The sequence below is a fragment of the Ruegeria sp. H4 genome, assembly GCF_056533065.1.
In genome coordinates, this window is sequence record NZ_JBQFOC010000001.1 from 1,800,401 (window position 1) to 1,816,587 (window position 16,187).

Consider the following 16,187-nt stretch of genomic DNA (forward strand, 5'->3'; position numbering starts at 1 on the left):
ATGCAGTCTTTGCCAGCGGGTCACTGACGGCGTCAGTGACCGGGCCAGCATCTTCAAAACCACCAAAAGATGGGAAACCGACTATGGAACAGGTGCTTATGGCCCCTCAGGATATCCGCGAGGCCTATGTCAACAAGGCGGGTAAGCGGGATCGGGACTTGGCGGAATCGCTCGGCTTGACCGAAGGACAGCTGGTTGCAGCTTTTGTGGGGCAGGGGGCGACCCGGATATCGGCCAATCTGGATGATTTGTTTGGTCAGTTGAACGGTTTGGGCGAGGTCATGGCGCTAACGCGCAATCCGTCTTGTGTCATTGAAAAAGTTGGTCAATACGACAACTACCATTCGGGTTCTCATGCTGCGATGGTGCTGACCGAAGCAATTGATTTGCGGATGTTCCCCAGCCACTGGAAACATGCCTTTGCGGTTGAGCGCGAGACCGACACGGGAACGCGTCGCTCGATCCAGGTGTTTGATGCGGCGGGCGATGCCGTGCACAAGATATTCCTGCGTGAAGGATCGGATGTGGATCACTGGGCCCATCTGACGCGGGCTTTGGCGTCAGAGGATCAATCGCAAACTTTATCGGTCGAGCCGCGCAAAGCGACCGAGACACCTAAGGCCAACCCCGAGAAAGCTGATATCCTGCGCGGCGAATGGGCCAAGATGACGGATACGCATCAGTTCATGCGCCTGACCTCAAAGCTCAAGATGAACCGGCTGGGGGCTTATCGGATCGCAGGCGCACCGCTGACGCGGCCACTGCAAACCGATATTGTCGCCGGCATGTTCGAGCAGGTGCGCGATCAGGGTCTTGAGGTGATGGTTTTTGTCGGCAATCGGGGATGCATCGAAATTCACGGTGGTCCGGTTGAAACGCTGAAACAGATGGGTCCGTGGTTCAACGTGCTTGATCCGCAGTTCAATCTACACCTGCGCACCGACCATATTGCCGAGGTTTGGGCCGTGAACAAGCCCACGCAGCGTGGCCCGGCCGTATCGGTCGAGGTGTTCGATGCCGAAGGCGGGCTCATCTTCCAGATCTTCGGGCGTCGCTCGGGTGAAACCGATCACCGCCCGGCCTGGAACGCTTTGGTTGATGGGCTGCCTACTTTGTCGGAACAAGAGGTCACGAAATGAGAACCCTGATCGCCTTTATCGCGGCGCTGATCCTGTCTGCCGGTACCACACTGGCCGAGGACCGGCGCGTGATTGCCATCGGTAGCTCGGTCACGGAAATCATCTATGCGCTGGGCCAGCAAGACAGGCTTGTCGGCCGTGATCGAACTTCGACTTATCCGAAAGCCGCGCTTGAATTGCCGGACGTGGGCTATCGCCGCGCTTTGTCGCCCGAAGGCGTGCTGTCGGTTGAGCCCGATCTGATCTTGGCGCTCGAGGGGTCCGGCCCGCCGGATGCGATCAAAGTCTTGCAAGAGGCAGGGGTGGATTATGTCACGGTAGCCGACACCTTTTCGCGTGGTGGGGTTGTCGAGAAAATCCTGACCATTGGCGCCGCTTTGGGGGTTGAGGCTGAGGCCGAGGCGCTGGCCGCCCAAGCGTCTAGGCAGATGGCGCTGGCAGAAAACAATGCGCAGAACCTGGCCGGGCAGGATCGGCAACGTGTCCTGTTCATATTGAACGCACGCGACGGAGACATAACTGTCGGCGGTGCAGGCACGCAGGCGGACAGCATCATAAAGATGGCCGGTGGTATCAATGCCGCCGCCGCGGTTGAGGGGTTCAAACCCATCACGCCCGAGGCGCTTGCCGTCACCGCCCCGGATGTGATCCTGATGATGGAGCGTCAGGGAAATCATGCGGTTTCGGACGAAGACCTGTTTTCCCTGCCTGCGATCCAGTTGACACCGGCAGGTCGATCCACCTCTTTGATCCGGATGCCGGGCGCGTATCTGTTGGGCTTTGGTCCGCGCACTGCCGAGGCAATTGCAGATCTTTCAGCTGCGTTGCGGGATGTGAACGGATCATGACCTTGGCTCTGGATGGCGCGCCAGCGCGTGCCGAGTTTCAGGATCGCCATGTTCGCGCCAGACGTATCACCCTGGGTCTGATAGCGGTGCTGATCGCGACCAGTGCGATCAGTGTTTCTGTCGGCGCATCCCAAGCCTCTTTGATCACGGCCGTTTCGGACTTGATCCAGGGGCGTCCCCTATCCGATCTCAACAGGGTCGTCCTGTGGGATGTGCGCCTGCCACGCCTCGCAATGGGCGTCTTGGTCGGAGCGGCCCTAGCTGTCTCCGGGGTGGTGATGCAGGGATTGTTCCGCAACCCGCTGGCGGACCCTGGTATAGTAGGTGTCAGCGCGGGGGCTGGGCTGGGTGCGATCACGGCCATTGTCTTTGGCGGCTTGCTTCCTGTCACATTGCTGGCCTGGGTCGGGGACGGGCTGATCGCACTTGCCGCGTTCATGGGCGGTTGGGCATCTGTCCTGATCCTTTATCATGTCTCAACCCGGCAGGGGCAGACTTCGGTCGCAACAATGTTGCTGGCAGGGATCGCGCTGGCTGCATTGTTCGGAGCAGTGACAGGCGTCATGGTTTATCTGGCCGACGACCAGCAACTTAGGGACCTGACTTTCTGGGGTATGGGGTCGCTTGCCGGGGCGACCTGGGCCAAGGTTGCAACGGCAGCCCCGATCATTCTGGCATCCATCATTTGCACACAGTTCTTGGCGCGGGCGTTGAATGGTCTGGCGATGGGTGAGGCGATTGCCCATCACATGGGCATCCCGGTGCAGCGCAGCAAAAACATCGCTGTTTTGACGGTTGCGGGGGCCATCGGGGCTGCGGTTGCTGTGTCGGGGGGTATTGGGTTTATCGGTATTGTTGTGCCGCATCTGCTGCGGCTCAGCACCGGACCTAATCACCACCGGCTATTGATGAACTCGGCCCTGTTGGGGGCAACGCTGCTGCTATGTGCCGACATGATCAGTCGGGTTATCGTCGCCCCGGCAGAGCTGCCCATCGGAATCGTCACGGCGATACTGGGCGCGCCGGTCTTTTTCTGGATTTTATTGCGACGCCACGGGCAGATGGGGATGTAAACCATGATGAAGGCGAAGAACATTCGTGTCTGTCTGGGACGCAAAGAGGTTCTGCACGGCGTGGAATTTACAGCCCAACCCGGGCAGGTCACGGCAATCATCGGTCCGAATGGGTCGGGCAAATCAACCCTGCTGAAGACACTGAGCGGTGAGCTGGTGGGCACTGGAACCGTTTTGCTGAATGGCCACGACATTGCAGAGCTACGCCCTTGGGAGTTGGCGGCGATGCGGGGTGTGCTGCCGCAGCAAACGACGGTGGCTTTCCCTTTTACCGTACACGAAATTGTGCGGCTTGGGCTGTCCAATGGCTTGGCCGCTGCGGAAGAGGATTTGCCATCGCAGGCCTTGGCACATGTCGATCTTGCCGGGTTTGAAAACCGATCCTATCAGAACTTGTCGGGCGGCGAGCAGCAGCGTGTCCAACTGGCCCGCGTGTTGACCCAGGTCTGGGAGGCAAGGGATCAGGACCAACCCCGTTGGTTGCTGTTAGACGAACCTGTCGCCAGCCTGGACATCGCGCATCAGTTCACCGTCCTGGGTATCGCGCGCGACTTCGCGGCCAAAGGCGGCGGCGTTGTTGTTGTAATGCACGATCTTAACCTGACGGCGCTGTTTGCCGATCTGGTTTATATCTTGTCCGAAGGTCACATGTGGATGTCGGGCACAGTGTCTGAGGTTCTGAACACTGAAACCATGAAGCAGGTCTATGGCATCGATCTACCCATCAACACTCTGCCGCCAACAGATATTCCTTTCGTGTTACCGCAGGCGCTATCGGGCTGATCTATGGCCGGTCCAGAACCGAAGATTTCAGGTGATCGATGAACAATCGTAGCGGAACCATGTTGCGGTATTCTCGGGGGAAATAAATGTAGGTGCCGGGCGTATTGCCCAAGTGATCCTGCAACACGGGCACCAATGTCCCTTGTTTGATCTGATCTGCACAATAATCCCTGAAGGTGAATATCAGCCCATGACCCTTCAGCGCCAGATCAACGACTGCTGGTAGTGTATTGACGATCAACGGCCCTGTGACCTCGACTGTGTAGTCCTGAGATTGGTCAATGAATGTCCACGGTGCGATTTGACGCGAGGTGGGAAAACGATAGCGAATACAATCATGTTTGAGCAGTTCGGCTGGTGTATTTGGAATTCCGCATCGCTCTAGATATGTCGGACTGGCCAAAACGGCGAGCGGTTCAGACTGGCTGAGCCGGACCGCGACCATGTCGGGGGCGATGCGGTCTCCTAAACGGAAACCCGCATGCAGTTCTTCTGACAACAGATCGGTCAGAGCGTCGGTAAACGCCATCTCGATTTCGATGTCAGGATAGGTGCTTCGAAAGCTTTCCAGCGCATGGCTGACATAGAGCTCGTAGACGAAATCGGTCATCGCCAGGCGCAACGCACCGCGCGGGGCATGACCGACAGAGCGGGCCGTCTCGACCGCGTCCGCCAATTGATCAAACGCCGGGCCAGCGCCGCGCAGCAAGGCTCGGCCAGCTTCTGTCAGACTTAGCGACCGCGTGGTGCGGATTATCAGCGCTGTACCCAGTTGCGCCTCGAGCGTTTTGAGCTGATGGCTGACCGTCGAAGGTTGCAGCCCAAGCCGGTTGGCGGCGCCCTTGAACGAGCCTTCGCGGGCGATGGCATCAAAGATTTCCAAGGTCGGAAGAGGCAGTCTCATTATTCGATTTCATACACTATAGTGGTGGTTGATAGCTATATTATCACAGTTCATGTGAACAGTTACATCTCTCATCAACAACGGCCTTGATGGAGAGACCCAATGGCGACGATCAACCTACAAAACCAACCTGATCGAAAAGGCGTGACATCCCAAGCAGTCAGCTTTGACAGCAATGGTGCGACGCTTAAAGGCATTTTGTACCAACCCGCTGAAAAGGTGGGCACGCTACCCGGGGCGATCGTTACGGGGGCCTGGACCACGGTAAAGGAACAGATGCCAGGCACCTATGCCCGTGAATTGGCGGCGCGCGGTGTCGCGGCGCTGGCGTTCGACTTTACCGGTTGGGGCGAAAGCGAAGGCGCGCCGCGTTATGTCGAAGATCCGGTGGTAAAGACAGCCGATATCAAAGCTGCGGTCACGTTCATGGCCAGTCGGGATGACATTGGCAGCGTTTCAGGCTTAGGAATTTGTGCGTCGTCTGGCTACATGGCCGAGGCGGTCGCCGACGATACTCGGCTTTCGAAACTCGCTCTGGTCGCGCCTTGGCTGCACGATCCCAAAATGGCCGAGGGTATCTATGGTGGCGCAGATGCGGCCATGGCGCTGATTTCTGCCAGTGAGGCGGCGGATGCAGCCGACACCATTTTGTTGGGTGCCAGCTCGACCGATGAGACCGCAGTGATGTATCAGGCGCCATACTATACCGAAGAAGATCGTGGCCTGATCCCCGCTTACGACAACAAGTTTTCTGCCCTCAGCTGGAAACCTTGGCTGACTTATGATGCTCAGACCTCGGCAGATCGATTGACCAAGCCGATCCTCATGGTTGGCTCGCCTTCAATCGCACTGCCTGCCGGTGCCGCAACCTATGAGGCACGCACGAAGGCACCGTTAGAGAAGCTTTGGTTGGCCGAGGACGTCACCCAGTTCGACTTCTACGACCGTGGCGATGTGGTCAACGCTTCGGCAGATGCCGTGGCAGATTTCTTCAAAGCATGAAGGGCAGAGCAATGATGACGGATATTGCCAATACCGTTTCGCGGTTCTTTGCTGCGGTCGACCGTGGTGATTGGGCCGCAGTGCAAGAGCTGATGACCGATCCATTTCATGTCGACTATTCGGCTTATGGCGGAGGACCGGCATCGGACGTAGCACCCGAAGCGCTGACAGAGGCCTGGGCAGGGCTGCTACCTTTCTTCGATCACGTTCATCATCAGATTGGAAATCTGATCATTGAGCAGAATGGGCACCATGCTGAGGTTCAGTGTCATGGTATGGCGACGCATTTCATCGCTGACCATCCAGGCGGTGATCTGCAGTTCATCGTTGGGACCTACGCGTTTGATCTGATCCGCGAACAGCAAAGCTGGCGGCTGTCATCCATGCGCTTCAATTTCAAATACGCGTCGGGAAACCCGGACCTTGCCGCCGAGGCAAAACGCCGGGCCGCAGCTTAAACTCAGGAGGAGACTTATGTTGAAATCAATCGTTGCCGCATTCGCCGCTATGACGCTTACTTCGGCTGCTTTTGCAGACCTGACGGACGAACAGCAGGTCCTGAATGCCATCAACAACGTAGGTTACTATGCCGATCAGGGCGATTGGGATCAGGTCGCAGCACAATTTCATCCCGAGGGTACAGTTCTCGACTATACCTCCTATGCCAACGCCTCGGCGGGCACCTCCGCCGATTTGCCTAAGTTGTTGCCATCCGAGATTGTAGGCGCGTGGCAGACGGTCTTGCCGGGATATGATCGTACACATCACCTGATGGGCACGGAATCTGTGGAAATCGATGGTGATACTGCAACAACAACGGCCAATATCTATGCCACGCACATTCTGGAAAATGATGGCGAGGATACATGGGTTTTTATCGGTGACTACCAGCATGAGTTGGTAAAAACCGAAGTTGGCTGGAAAATCACATTCATGCGCGCGAATCTGCGTGCACAACTGGGAAATGAGAACCTGCCTGCACTTGCGGCGGAACGCGTTGCCAGCAATCAGAACTGATCTTTGCCTAAGTTGGTTTCAGATCTCGTGAGTGACCTTTTGGACGTCCGAAATATAACACGCACTTAAACGATGTCATGCAGGAGGTTGGGATGAAGCGTGCACTTGTTACCGGGGCCAATCGCGGGATTGGTCTTGCGATCGCAAAAGGTCTGAAAGCCAAGGGGATGGAGGTGCTGATTGGATGCCGGGATCTGAATGCTGGTCAGGCCGCAGCACAACAGGTCGGCGCGACGGCTCTTCTGCTTGATGTGGCAAACCCAGCGAGTATTGCCGCCGCGGTCGAGCAGGCCGGCCCAGTAGATGTGCTTGTGAACAACGCTGGTATCCTCGGGTCTGGCAATCTTTTGAACGATCCTACCGATTTTGACATGTCGATGGCGGCAATGGTTCATGGGCCGTACCTGCTGATGCATCACTTGACCCCGCATATGGTGGCAAGCGGGTATGGCCGGGTTGTAAATGTCTCATCAGGTTGGGGCGCGTTTTCTGAAGGCTTGGCCGGGCCCGCTGCTTATGGGGTGGCCAAAGCAGCATTGAATGCCATCACACTGGCAAGTGCCAGAACCTTGCCTGAGACGGTCAAGGTCAACGCCATGTGTCCTGGCTGGGTGCGGACGCGAATGGGTGGAGCCGGTGCAAACCGATCCCCCGAGGACGGCGCAGACACGGCAATTTGGCTTGCCACACTACCTGAAGCTGGTCCGACAGGTGGGTTCTTTCGGGATCGAAAGAACATTGACTGGTAGGCGTGAACAGTTTCTGACCATTTACGCATATCTACTTGCCTGACTGGGTTTACGACGCTAGGTGAGAGATACACCCGCAAGCATCGACGGGTGATGGAGATTTTATGTCTACGATTGCGGTCCGCTGCTAAGGCCCACTGGATTGGGCCAATTTGAACCAAAGGACTTCCAAGTGCGATGCTGGAAGCCTTTTGTGTTGCCATAAACCCAAGAGAGACTTTGTTGAGAACCTCAAAACACCCGCAGAGTGTTTTGCCTGTTCGGACCTTAAGTGGAGCGATCCAGTCTGGGAATATGCCGGACGGCAATTCACCCTGCAGGGATAGGCGAAAGACAATCACTCAACAGATCCGGAAACAGACACCGCAGCACATCGAGACGCTGCCAGTGGCCTGTGTTCTGACCATGATAATCGATAGGACAAACACACAATGGAAAATGTAGTCATCAAAGAAACACAAGACGAAGAGATCCCGGCGCTTCAACAGGTGTTGGACGCGACAGAGCTGTTCCCAGCTGAACTGCTGCCCGACATGCTGGCCCCTTTTCTAGCACAACAAACCAGCGCTTTCTGGTTGACCTGTCACCTGAATGGCAAGGCTGTTGGTCTATGCTATACCGTCCCCGAAGAACTTGCGGACGGTACATGGAACATGCTTGCCTTAGCGGTGCATCCGCAGCATCAGGGTCATCAGTTGGGCACCCATCTGGTCAAAGCCGCGGAGCAGCATTTGATCAAAATGGAACAACGTATGCTGATCGTCGAAACCTCGGGAACCGATGACTTCGCAGCCACGCGCAGGTTCTACGCAAAAAATGGCTACGAGAAGGAGGCGCGGATACGCGATTTCTGGGCTGAAGGGGACGACAAAGTGATCTTCAGAAAGGCGCTTTGAAACAATACCCCTACCATCGGCCAGCATAAGATCGCTGGTGGTTGAAAACAGTGCACGGGGTTTTTCAACGCCCCGTGCACAGCATTTGGTTCAACTGATGGATGGTTTGCTGCTTTCATACGCAGGAAGGGTGCGCATGCCTCTGACTTTCGGTGTTTCTCAGGCAAGGTCGAGACGCGTGATGTAATCCGGCAAGAAAGCTGTGGTCGGTTGAGCGCCTCCGGCCGCTTCCTCACTTTTTCACCTGCGCCCATCTGTCGCCGCGTGTTCCGTTGCCTCAAAACACAGCGAAGGTTACGCTCACCCGCGCGCAGAGGCACTTCTTAATGGCTCAACTGAATTCGATCGCGACATCAAACAGTGATGTCCTTCTTATCCCCGAAGGCTTGTATCAATTCGCAGGCGCGCAGACCGTTATGGCAAGCGGTCGGGCTGGAATCTTTCACAAGCTTCTGCACCAAAATGCCTTCGGTACAGAATTTTTTTCGAACGCACCCTGCCTTGCCTATGTGCTAAAGGGGCAAGAGACGTTCTTTGACCCGGATGGCGAGGAGACGACGGTCAAACCTGGAGACACGTTATTGGTTCCCAGGCATCATCATATGATTTCAGACTTCTCAGATGCGCATGGCCCGTTGGAAGCTTATCTATTTTTCTTTAGCGACGCGGTGATTGCCGACTATCTCGCGGCAACGTCCAAAGGTCTGACACCCGCGCCCAAAAGCAAGACAGCACTATTTGCAGGTTCGCCTTCGCTGCAGGGATATGTGGATGCGTTACCAAAAGTATATGATGATCTGACTGTCCCACCCGCGCTTATAAAGGCAAAGCTTCTGGAGCTACTTTTGCTGCTGCATTTGCATGATGATGGGCAGCTTTATAGCTTTCTGGTACATGAGAATGCCAATCGTGCCCGCCGCAATATCAAGCAGATCATGCGCGCGCATGCGTTGACCGATTTGTCGATTGCAGACTACGCGACTTTGTCGGGACGTTCGGTTTCGACCTTTCAGCGGGATTTCAAGCGTGAGTTTGGTGAAACTCCAAGTGTCTGGCTTAGACGTGCACGGCTTGAGCATGCCCGTGACAAAGTTGTCAACAGCCGGGATACGATAGCAGATATCGCTCTGCAGGCGGGGTTTTCGGATACCTCGCATTTTATCAAAGCGTACAAAGGCCTGTTTCACGAAACACCCAAACAGCATCGACTGCATATCGCGTGATCCAGTCGTCGAAATTGACCTGTAATCCCGATTTCCTTGGCGCGTTTTCTATCGCGGCTAAGGGGTTTGGTGTCAGCATCTCCGCATCATTGAAGGAGATCAACTATGACAACCTGGGTCACGCTAGAAATGACAGTGAAAGAAGGTGAGTTTGACTTACTGTCTTCATTCCTTGCGGAAAACTTGCCGAACGTGCGCGGCTTTGATGGCGCGCTAAGCGTTACACTTTATTACGATCCCGCCTCGCGCGCTTTCTTAATTCACGAAGAGTGGATGAGCCGGGATCATCATCAGGCATATATCGCATTCATCGAAGAACGCGGTGTGATGGCTGCCTTGCTGGGGTTCATGGAAGGCTCGCCTAAGGTCACTTACTATGACCGCATGGTGATGTAATGGCGGAAACTGTTTCTGTGACACGGCGTTCTGTGATTGCCGCGGTTCCGGCTTTGTGTCTGGCAAATCAGCTTGCCGCATGGCCGGGCCCCGCCACAAGCGTCTTGGCTGTGCCAGTTTTGCAAATCGTACAGGTTCGTACTGCGCTACAAGCCGCAGATCTTGTCGGCAAACTTCGTCAGACACCGGGTTGTATGAAGGTGGACGTTCTTCAGCAAACCGATGGAGGAGTCTCTGTCTTTCAGCAATGGGTTTCAAAAGAGGCAAGCGCACGTTTCTGGCGAGCGTCCGAGCCAAAGCCCGCAGCGAATGTATACACAAGGCTTGAGTTCTGATCGGATGCCACATGTCATTCCCTTTGGTCGCGGCTGTGGCGTACCTGTGCGCTACCCTTGGCGTGTGGCACCTGAAATCCAGCGACAAATCAAGATTGTGGGCAAAACGCAGAATGAATGTAGCTGCGGGAGCATGATGCTATGACAGTATTGGCTCTTGCCGTTGCGGGAATCCTTTTTCCGATCGCATGTTTACACTTGGTTTGGGCTTTCGGTAAGCCATGGCCCTTCGCAACCGAGGATCAGCTCGCGCGCGCGGTAGGCGGCCCAGCATTGGATCCTAAGATCAGTCAGGGTGCAAAATTTGTCATCACCATAATGGCAGCCGGTGCTATCGCGGCGGCTGGGCTCTTGCCCTTAGTGAAAACCGAAGTGTTGCCTTCACCCTTTCCTGCCCCGATCACTTTCTGGCTTCTGGTCTTGCAAACCATCGTGTTTCTACTTCGCGGAGCTCTTGGGTATACAGATCTCGCACCCGCCGGCATCTATGAGCCATTTCGCACCAACAACCGCCGCTACTATAGCCCTCTGATCCTGACTTTGGGGGCAATGTGCGCGTTGATCCTGTTTCTATGACGTGAGGCTTTAGATGCTTGTTATCGCAGCCGTACTTCTTGTTGGTGTTTCGCTGATGCACTCGGTGCTGGGTGGGATCAGCTTGATCAACCCAATCTGCCGCCGCAGTGATCTGCCAATCATCTTGGGCAGCCGCCGAAACACCGTTCTAACATTGCAGTTTGGGTGGCATGCCTTGTCGCTGTTTTGGCTCGCACTTGCCGTTTTGTTGGTTATACTCGAGACGAGGCCCGAGCTGTTTATTCCCGCCTTCCTGCTGGGTGGCGTTGGGCTATTTGTGCTGATTGGTTTGATCGCCCTTATCGCCGGGCGGGGGCGCCATCTGTCGTGGGTGTTCTTCCTGACGATAGGATGGCTATTCTACGCGGCCTATCAAGGTTTGACCTAAATGATCCAGGCGCTTTCGTTCACGCATCAATGCAAGATTTGCGGGGGCTTATTCACAGCGCTGAGTTTGGCACTCATCTTTGCACCAGGTGTTGTCCTTGAACTGTTTGAACTTGGCGCTTCACAAGGGTCAGCGGTGATCGCTCGGCGCGCTGGCATCATGTTTGGAGGTTTAGCCTTCCTGATGCTGGCAATCGCAACACATCCACCAAGCCCGACACGACGAAGCATCGTGTTGGCGATTGTATTCCTGCTGATTGGTCTGGCTATTCTTGGTGCTATCGAGTTTGCACGAGGTGAGATTGGTCCTGGGGTGTGGCTGGCGATAACCACGGAAACTTTGGTGGCGCTGCTTCTTTGGCGCGCTGAGAATGCGAGAAAAAGGTAATCCTGAACCAAGTGTTTCTTGCTCTGTTGCACAACATCAGGGCCCACAATTGGGTCGCCTCGAATTGGTCATGCGGCTTTCAACATCTGGATTTAGAACCTTGTTCGGACCTCATCCCGGCATAAATTGGGCGTAAGCTAAAATAGCAATTGTTAGGCAGCCTTAGCGGGCCGCCTCATCTAATTGTGCCAGTTCGATTGTTGGGACTAGAACAACATGCAACCTAGTCGCGTATATCATCAAACTGAACCGCGTGGCTCACTGTGCGGATCAGGCATTCAATCGTTCAGATTTCTTACGAGTCATACTCAGGCAATTTAGATAAGGCTGATTTCAGCGCGTCACCCCATCCCTCGGAAATTGTGCGAAAGTAGTGATCGTCAGGTTCGAACCTGGATCGTGTACCACCTGCAAGACTGTCTTCATCGTAGAGAAGCAGGTCAAGCGGAGCCCCGACTGATAGGTTTGCCTTGATTGTAGAGTCGAAACTCACAAGCAAGAGTTTAACAGCTTCTGGAAAGTTCATTTCTGGATCATAGGCGCGTACCAGAATTGGGCGACCATACTTTGTCTCTCCGATCTGGAAGAATGGGGTGTCTTCTCCGGCCTCGATAAAGTTACCTTCAGGGTAAATCAGAAACAGGCGAGACGGGCCGCCGTTGATCTGTCCTCCAAGGATGAGTGTCGCGTGAAAGGCGCTGTCGGCTTCCTGACCGGATCGGGCGTGCTCTTCGATAACGTCGTTCAGCGTGGCGGCCACCAATTGTGCGACTTGGAACATTGTCGGTGCTTCCAGGATCGACGGTGAACGATCTGCCGGTGCTTTTGTGCGTTCTTCCAGCAGGCTTATGGTCGCCTGAGTGGTCGCCAGGTTTCCGGCCGTCAGAATTGTGATCGACCGGTCCCCTTCGACTGTCCAGTTGAACATCTTGTTAAAGGTGGAAACATTGTCGACGCCTGCATTCGTGCGTGTGTCGGACATGAACACCAGCCCGCGATTCAGCCGCATGCCCACAGCATAGGTCATCAATTTCTCCGTTACTGCTGTGCGACTTGCAATTGCACTGTCAATTGCTCGCCTGCTGTCCCTATTCTGTTCCCTATTACCGGTGCGGCTTGTGCATAGTCCAGACCGGTTGCGACACGTACGTAACGATCATCAGGGGATATTCCGTTTGAAACGTCAAACCCGACCCAACCCAGCCCGTTCAGATACACTTCGGCCCAGGCGTGGGTCGCGTCCTGCAGTTCCGTCTCGTTCATCATCAGGTAGCCTGATACATACCGTGCTGGCAGACCGATCTGTCGCGCGCAGGTAATGAAAATATGCGTGTGATCCTGACACACACCGCGTCCAGCATCGAGGGCATCCTCCGCACTCCAGCCCGGATGCGAGCTTCCAATCTCGTACGCGACCCGAGTTCGAATACCTTCAGACAGGGCATGCATCTGTTCTAGCGGTTCACCTTCGGGCAACGCTCTGATCAAGTCGGTAACGCCTTTGCCTGGCGTCGTCTGCGGGGTGCTTCTTTCGAAAAGCCATAATGGTGTGGATCCTTCGTGACGCCCCAGCACGCCATGGGTGTCTTCCACCTCGACAACGCCTTCGGAAATCAACGAAATGCTTTGGGTATTGGCTTCGAAGCTGATCAATTCCACAGTGTTGCGGTGGCAATCTTCAAATGTCAGTTCTTTGCGCCCGCCTGTGATTTCGGTGTTCCAGCTTTCAATGTTCTGATTTCGGAATGACTTTGGTGTCTTCCTCAGCTGTTGCAGACCAAAGGGAACTGGCGCGTCAAAATCGTATCGTGTCTCGTGTCGAATGTGCAGTTTCATTGGCTACTCGTAAAACCGGTAATCAATCTCGATCTGACGGCTTAAGCCAACGAGATCGTTAAGAAAATCTTGAATGTACTCATGGAGGCCAAGCTCAAAGATATCGGAGATTTTCTGATCTAGGTATTTTTCGTAGAGAGCATTTGATGCCTCACACGAAGGTCCGGCAAAGCCATAGTCCTTCTTCAGATAGGACAGGTTCTCTTGCAGTTTCCTGCAACAAAAATGAAGGCTGCGTGGCATACGTTGGTCCAGGATCAGAAACTGCGCTATATCAGAAGGCCGTGTTTTGTCGCCATGGGTCATTCGGTACCCGCCGCCAGCACCTACCGAGCGCAAGATGCTTTCCCATTGGATGTTGTCCAGTGATGAACCGACCGAGAAGGCGGTAGGCAGAAGTACGTAATACTTCACATCCAGAATGCGCCCTGTGTTATCGGCGCGCTCGACAAACGTTCCGAGGCGAACGAAGTCGAACATGTCGTTGCGCAACATAGTCCCCAGTATTGCCCCGCGGACCAAGGCCGCCTGATGCCGAATAAGTTCCAGCGTCGCAGGCAAATCCCTTTCATTCACGCGCCGCTTCATAGCCTCATCCAATTGCATCCAGGTCGAGTTTACCGCACTCCAGACATCATGTGTCAGGGCAGTTCGAACGAGGCGTGCATTGTTCCGTGCCTGTTTAATCACCGACTTGATCGAAGATGGGTTATCCGCATCGCGTAGCATCCAATCCACAGCATTGTCTTTTGAGATGTCTTCGTATTTCGCATGGTACCCATCCAGAACTCCGGCTGTTTTCAGAACCGAGCCCCATTCCTCGGCTGAGTTCTTGGTGCGGGTCAAAGCCATCCTTTGCCCTGTTTCAAGCAGTCTGGCCGTATTTTCAGCACGCTCCAGATATCGAGCCATCCAGAACAGCCCACCGGCAGTTTTTCCCAGCATGGTCAGTCCTCCAGAACCCAGGTGTCTTTGGTCCCGCCGCCCTGGCTTGAGTTCACGACCAACGATCCCTTCTTGAGCGCCACGCGGGTCAAACCGCCAGGCGTTATTTTGATCCCCTCGGGAGACACTAAGACGAACGGTCGCAGATCGACATGTCTGGGCGCCAGCCCAGAGCGTGCGAAAATCGGAACCGTCGAAAGCGACAATGTCGGTTGGGCGATATAGTTTGCTGGCCGCGATTTGAGTTTGTCACGGAAAGCCGAAATCTCTTTTTTGCTGGCCGTTGGACCGATCAACATTCCGTAGCCGCCAGACCCGTGCACTTCTTTCACGACCAAATCGGACAGATTGTCTAGCACGTAGGACAGAGACTGGGGCTCGCTGCAGCGCCAGGTGGGAACATTTTGAAGCAGAGGCTTTTCGCCTGTGTAGAACTCTACGATCTCGGGCATGTAGGAATAGATCGCCTTATCATCGGCAATGCCTGTTCCAGGCGCGTTGGCGATTGTGATACCGCCTGCGCGATAAACGTCCAGAATACCCGGCACGCCCAAGGCGCTATCGGGGTTGAAGTTCAGCGGATCCAGGAAATCGTCATCGACCCTACGATAGAGAACATCGATAGGCTTGTAGCCTTTCGTAGTGCGCATACAGACGCGCCCGTCGACAACGCGCAGGTCATGCCCTTCGACCAACTCGACAGCCATCTGATCCGCGAGAAACGCGTGCTCGTAATAGGCCGAGTTATATATGCCGGGTGTCAGGACCGCGACAGTGGGTTCACCCTCTGCGCAAGTTGGAGCGCAGGCCGCCAAAGACCGCCTGAGACTACGTGGATAGTCGGAAACGTTCCGAACATTTGTGGCGCTAAAGAGTTCGGGAAACATCTTCAGCATCGTTTCCCGGTTCTCGAGCATGTAGCTCACCCCGGACGGTGTGCGCGCGTTATCTTCCAGCACGAAGAACTCATCCGGACCGGTTCGCACCAAATCGACACCAACAATATGCGTATAGACCTGACCGGGTGGTGAGACGCCAAGCATCTGCGGGAGGAACGCTTCGTTTCCGGCAATCATCTCAGCCGGTACGCGCCCGGCCCGGACAATTTCCTGACGGTGGTAAATGTCGTGGAGAAAAGCGTTGATCGCGCGGACCCGCTGTTCGATGCCGCGTTCCAGCCGTTGCCATTCCCGCGCGGAAATGACCCGTGGCACGATATCAAATGGGATCAACCGTTCCTCAGCTTCGGCTTTGCCGTAAACGTTAAAAGTGATCCCTGTCAGCCTGAAAACTTCTTCGGCTTCGCGCTGTTTAGCCCGCAATCTTGATGCGTCTTCAGCGTTGAACCAACGGCCGATTTCTTCATACGGACCTCTCAGCGATCCGTCGCCGTTGAACATCTCATCAAAATATTCACTCATGAGAGAAGTTTCACGATCTAGCCAGAATGTTCAAGCTATTCACACGCGTTTGATTGATCCGCTCAATCGGAACGTCTAATTTTCGGGCTGGTTGAATGACGTGAAGTTCTTAGAAACGCATTAGTTGGAAGTGCTTGGGGCAATCGCAAAGCTCCGAACCTTTTCAGGTTCGGAGCCATTTAAAGGGTTTGCTGGGCAGGCTGCGTTTCACCTTGTGTCGCACTTAGGCGTTTCCGCGTACCTGTAGCTGATCAAGGTCGAAGAACAAC

At 54.9% G+C, this 16,187-nt stretch carries 19 protein-coding genes; 14 read left to right on the forward strand and 5 right to left on the reverse strand.

Features of this window, described 5'->3' with window-relative positions:
* Positions 1–83 precede the first annotated feature (83 nt).
* Genes ACR0KG_RS08980 through ACR0KG_RS08995 form a run of 4 tightly spaced genes read left to right on the forward strand, consistent with a single transcriptional unit; the run spans position 84 to position 3,843 of the window.
* The gene (locus tag ACR0KG_RS08980) at positions 84–1,139 is read left to right on the forward strand and encodes a hemin-degrading factor (protein WP_480827061.1); all 1,056 of its coding nucleotides are present in this window, start codon (positions 84–86) and stop codon (positions 1,137–1,139) included.
* A complete protein-coding gene (locus ACR0KG_RS08985) occupies positions 1,136–1,987 on the forward strand; it encodes a heme/hemin ABC transporter substrate-binding protein (RefSeq protein ID WP_480827062.1) in 852 nt (283 codons plus the stop codon). The genes ACR0KG_RS08980 and ACR0KG_RS08985 overlap by 4 nt, the downstream gene beginning before the upstream one ends.
* Positions 1,984–3,060 carry a FecCD family ABC transporter permease gene (locus ACR0KG_RS08990; RefSeq protein WP_480827063.1) on the forward strand — a complete coding sequence of 359 codons (1,077 nt, stop codon included), beginning with the start codon at positions 1,984–1,986 and terminating at the stop codon, positions 3,058–3,060. The genes ACR0KG_RS08985 and ACR0KG_RS08990 overlap by 4 nt, the downstream gene beginning before the upstream one ends.
* A 3-nt stretch (positions 3,061–3,063) precedes the next feature.
* The gene (locus ACR0KG_RS08995; protein ID WP_480827064.1) at positions 3,064–3,843 is read left to right on the forward strand and encodes a heme ABC transporter ATP-binding protein; all 780 of its coding nucleotides are present in this window, start codon (positions 3,064–3,066) and stop codon (positions 3,841–3,843) included.
* Between the two features lies 1 nt (position 3,844).
* Here the strand turns inward: ACR0KG_RS08995 and ACR0KG_RS09000 are convergent, their stop codons facing one another.
* On the reverse strand, positions 3,845–4,747 hold the full coding sequence (locus ACR0KG_RS09000; protein ID WP_480548081.1) for a LysR family transcriptional regulator: 903 nt from the start codon (positions 4,745–4,747) through the stop codon (positions 3,845–3,847).
* 102 nt (positions 4,748–4,849) lie between these two features.
* Here ACR0KG_RS09000 and ACR0KG_RS09005 point away from each other — a divergent pair, with 102 nt between their 5' ends.
* The 10 genes from ACR0KG_RS09005 (at position 4,850) to ACR0KG_RS09050 (ending at position 11,716) form a co-directional block, all read left to right on the forward strand.
* Positions 4,850–5,749, forward strand: coding sequence for an alpha/beta hydrolase (locus ACR0KG_RS09005; protein WP_480827065.1), 900 nt, complete (start codon positions 4,850–4,852; stop codon positions 5,747–5,749).
* Between the two features lie 11 nt (positions 5,750–5,760).
* Positions 5,761–6,207, forward strand: coding sequence for a nuclear transport factor 2 family protein (locus tag ACR0KG_RS09010; protein WP_480827066.1), 447 nt, complete (start codon positions 5,761–5,763; stop codon positions 6,205–6,207).
* A 16-nt stretch (positions 6,208–6,223) separates the two neighbouring features.
* A complete protein-coding gene (locus tag ACR0KG_RS09015; protein ID WP_480827067.1) occupies positions 6,224–6,766 on the forward strand; it encodes a nuclear transport factor 2 family protein in 543 nt (180 codons plus the stop codon).
* Between the two features lie 92 nt (positions 6,767–6,858).
* Positions 6,859–7,515: an SDR family NAD(P)-dependent oxidoreductase gene (locus tag ACR0KG_RS09020; protein ID WP_480548073.1), complete on the forward strand. Its 657-nt coding sequence runs from the start codon at positions 6,859–6,861 to the stop codon at positions 7,513–7,515.
* Between the two features lie 431 nt (positions 7,516–7,946).
* A complete protein-coding gene (locus ACR0KG_RS09025) occupies positions 7,947–8,411 on the forward strand; it encodes a GNAT family N-acetyltransferase (RefSeq protein ID WP_480543932.1) in 465 nt (154 codons plus the stop codon).
* Between the two features lie 326 nt (positions 8,412–8,737).
* Entirely contained in the window at positions 8,738–9,634 is an 897-nt protein-coding gene (locus ACR0KG_RS09030; RefSeq protein ID WP_480543933.1) for a helix-turn-helix domain-containing protein, read from the forward strand.
* 105 nt (positions 9,635–9,739) lie between these two features.
* A complete protein-coding gene (locus ACR0KG_RS09035) occupies positions 9,740–10,030 on the forward strand; it encodes a putative quinol monooxygenase (RefSeq protein ID WP_480543934.1) in 291 nt (96 codons plus the stop codon).
* A gap of 476 nt (positions 10,031–10,506) precedes the next feature.
* The gene (locus ACR0KG_RS09040) at positions 10,507–10,941 is read left to right on the forward strand and encodes a DUF3995 domain-containing protein (RefSeq protein WP_480543935.1); all 435 of its coding nucleotides are present in this window, start codon (positions 10,507–10,509) and stop codon (positions 10,939–10,941) included.
* 13 nt (positions 10,942–10,954) lie between these two features.
* Positions 10,955–11,329 (forward strand): hypothetical protein, encoded by a 375-nt coding sequence (locus tag ACR0KG_RS09045; protein WP_480543936.1) that lies wholly within the window; start codon positions 10,955–10,957, stop codon positions 11,327–11,329.
* Complete coding sequence (locus ACR0KG_RS09050; RefSeq protein WP_480543937.1) at positions 11,330–11,716, forward strand: hypothetical protein; 387 nt, start codon at positions 11,330–11,332, stop codon at positions 11,714–11,716.
* 295 nt (positions 11,717–12,011) lie between these two features.
* Here ACR0KG_RS09050 and ACR0KG_RS09055 read toward each other — a convergent pair whose 3' ends face one another.
* Genes ACR0KG_RS09055 through ACR0KG_RS09070 form a run of 4 tightly spaced genes read right to left on the reverse strand, consistent with a single transcriptional unit; the run spans position 12,012 to position 15,918 of the window.
* Positions 12,012–12,743, reverse strand: a complete 732-nt coding sequence (locus ACR0KG_RS09055; protein WP_480543938.1) for a proteasome-type protease — start codon at positions 12,741–12,743, stop codon at positions 12,012–12,014.
* An 11-nt stretch (positions 12,744–12,754) separates the two neighbouring features.
* The gene (locus tag ACR0KG_RS09060) at positions 12,755–13,552 is read right to left on the reverse strand and encodes a transglutaminase family protein (protein WP_480548058.1); all 798 of its coding nucleotides are present in this window, start codon (positions 13,550–13,552) and stop codon (positions 12,755–12,757) included.
* Between the two features lie 3 nt (positions 13,553–13,555).
* Positions 13,556–14,497, reverse strand: a complete 942-nt coding sequence (locus tag ACR0KG_RS09065; RefSeq protein WP_480543940.1) for an alpha-E domain-containing protein — start codon at positions 14,495–14,497, stop codon at positions 13,556–13,558.
* A 2-nt stretch (positions 14,498–14,499) separates the two neighbouring features.
* Positions 14,500–15,918, reverse strand: a complete 1,419-nt coding sequence (locus tag ACR0KG_RS09070; RefSeq protein ID WP_480548056.1) for a circularly permuted type 2 ATP-grasp protein — start codon at positions 15,916–15,918, stop codon at positions 14,500–14,502.
* Positions 15,919–16,187 lie beyond the last annotated feature (269 nt).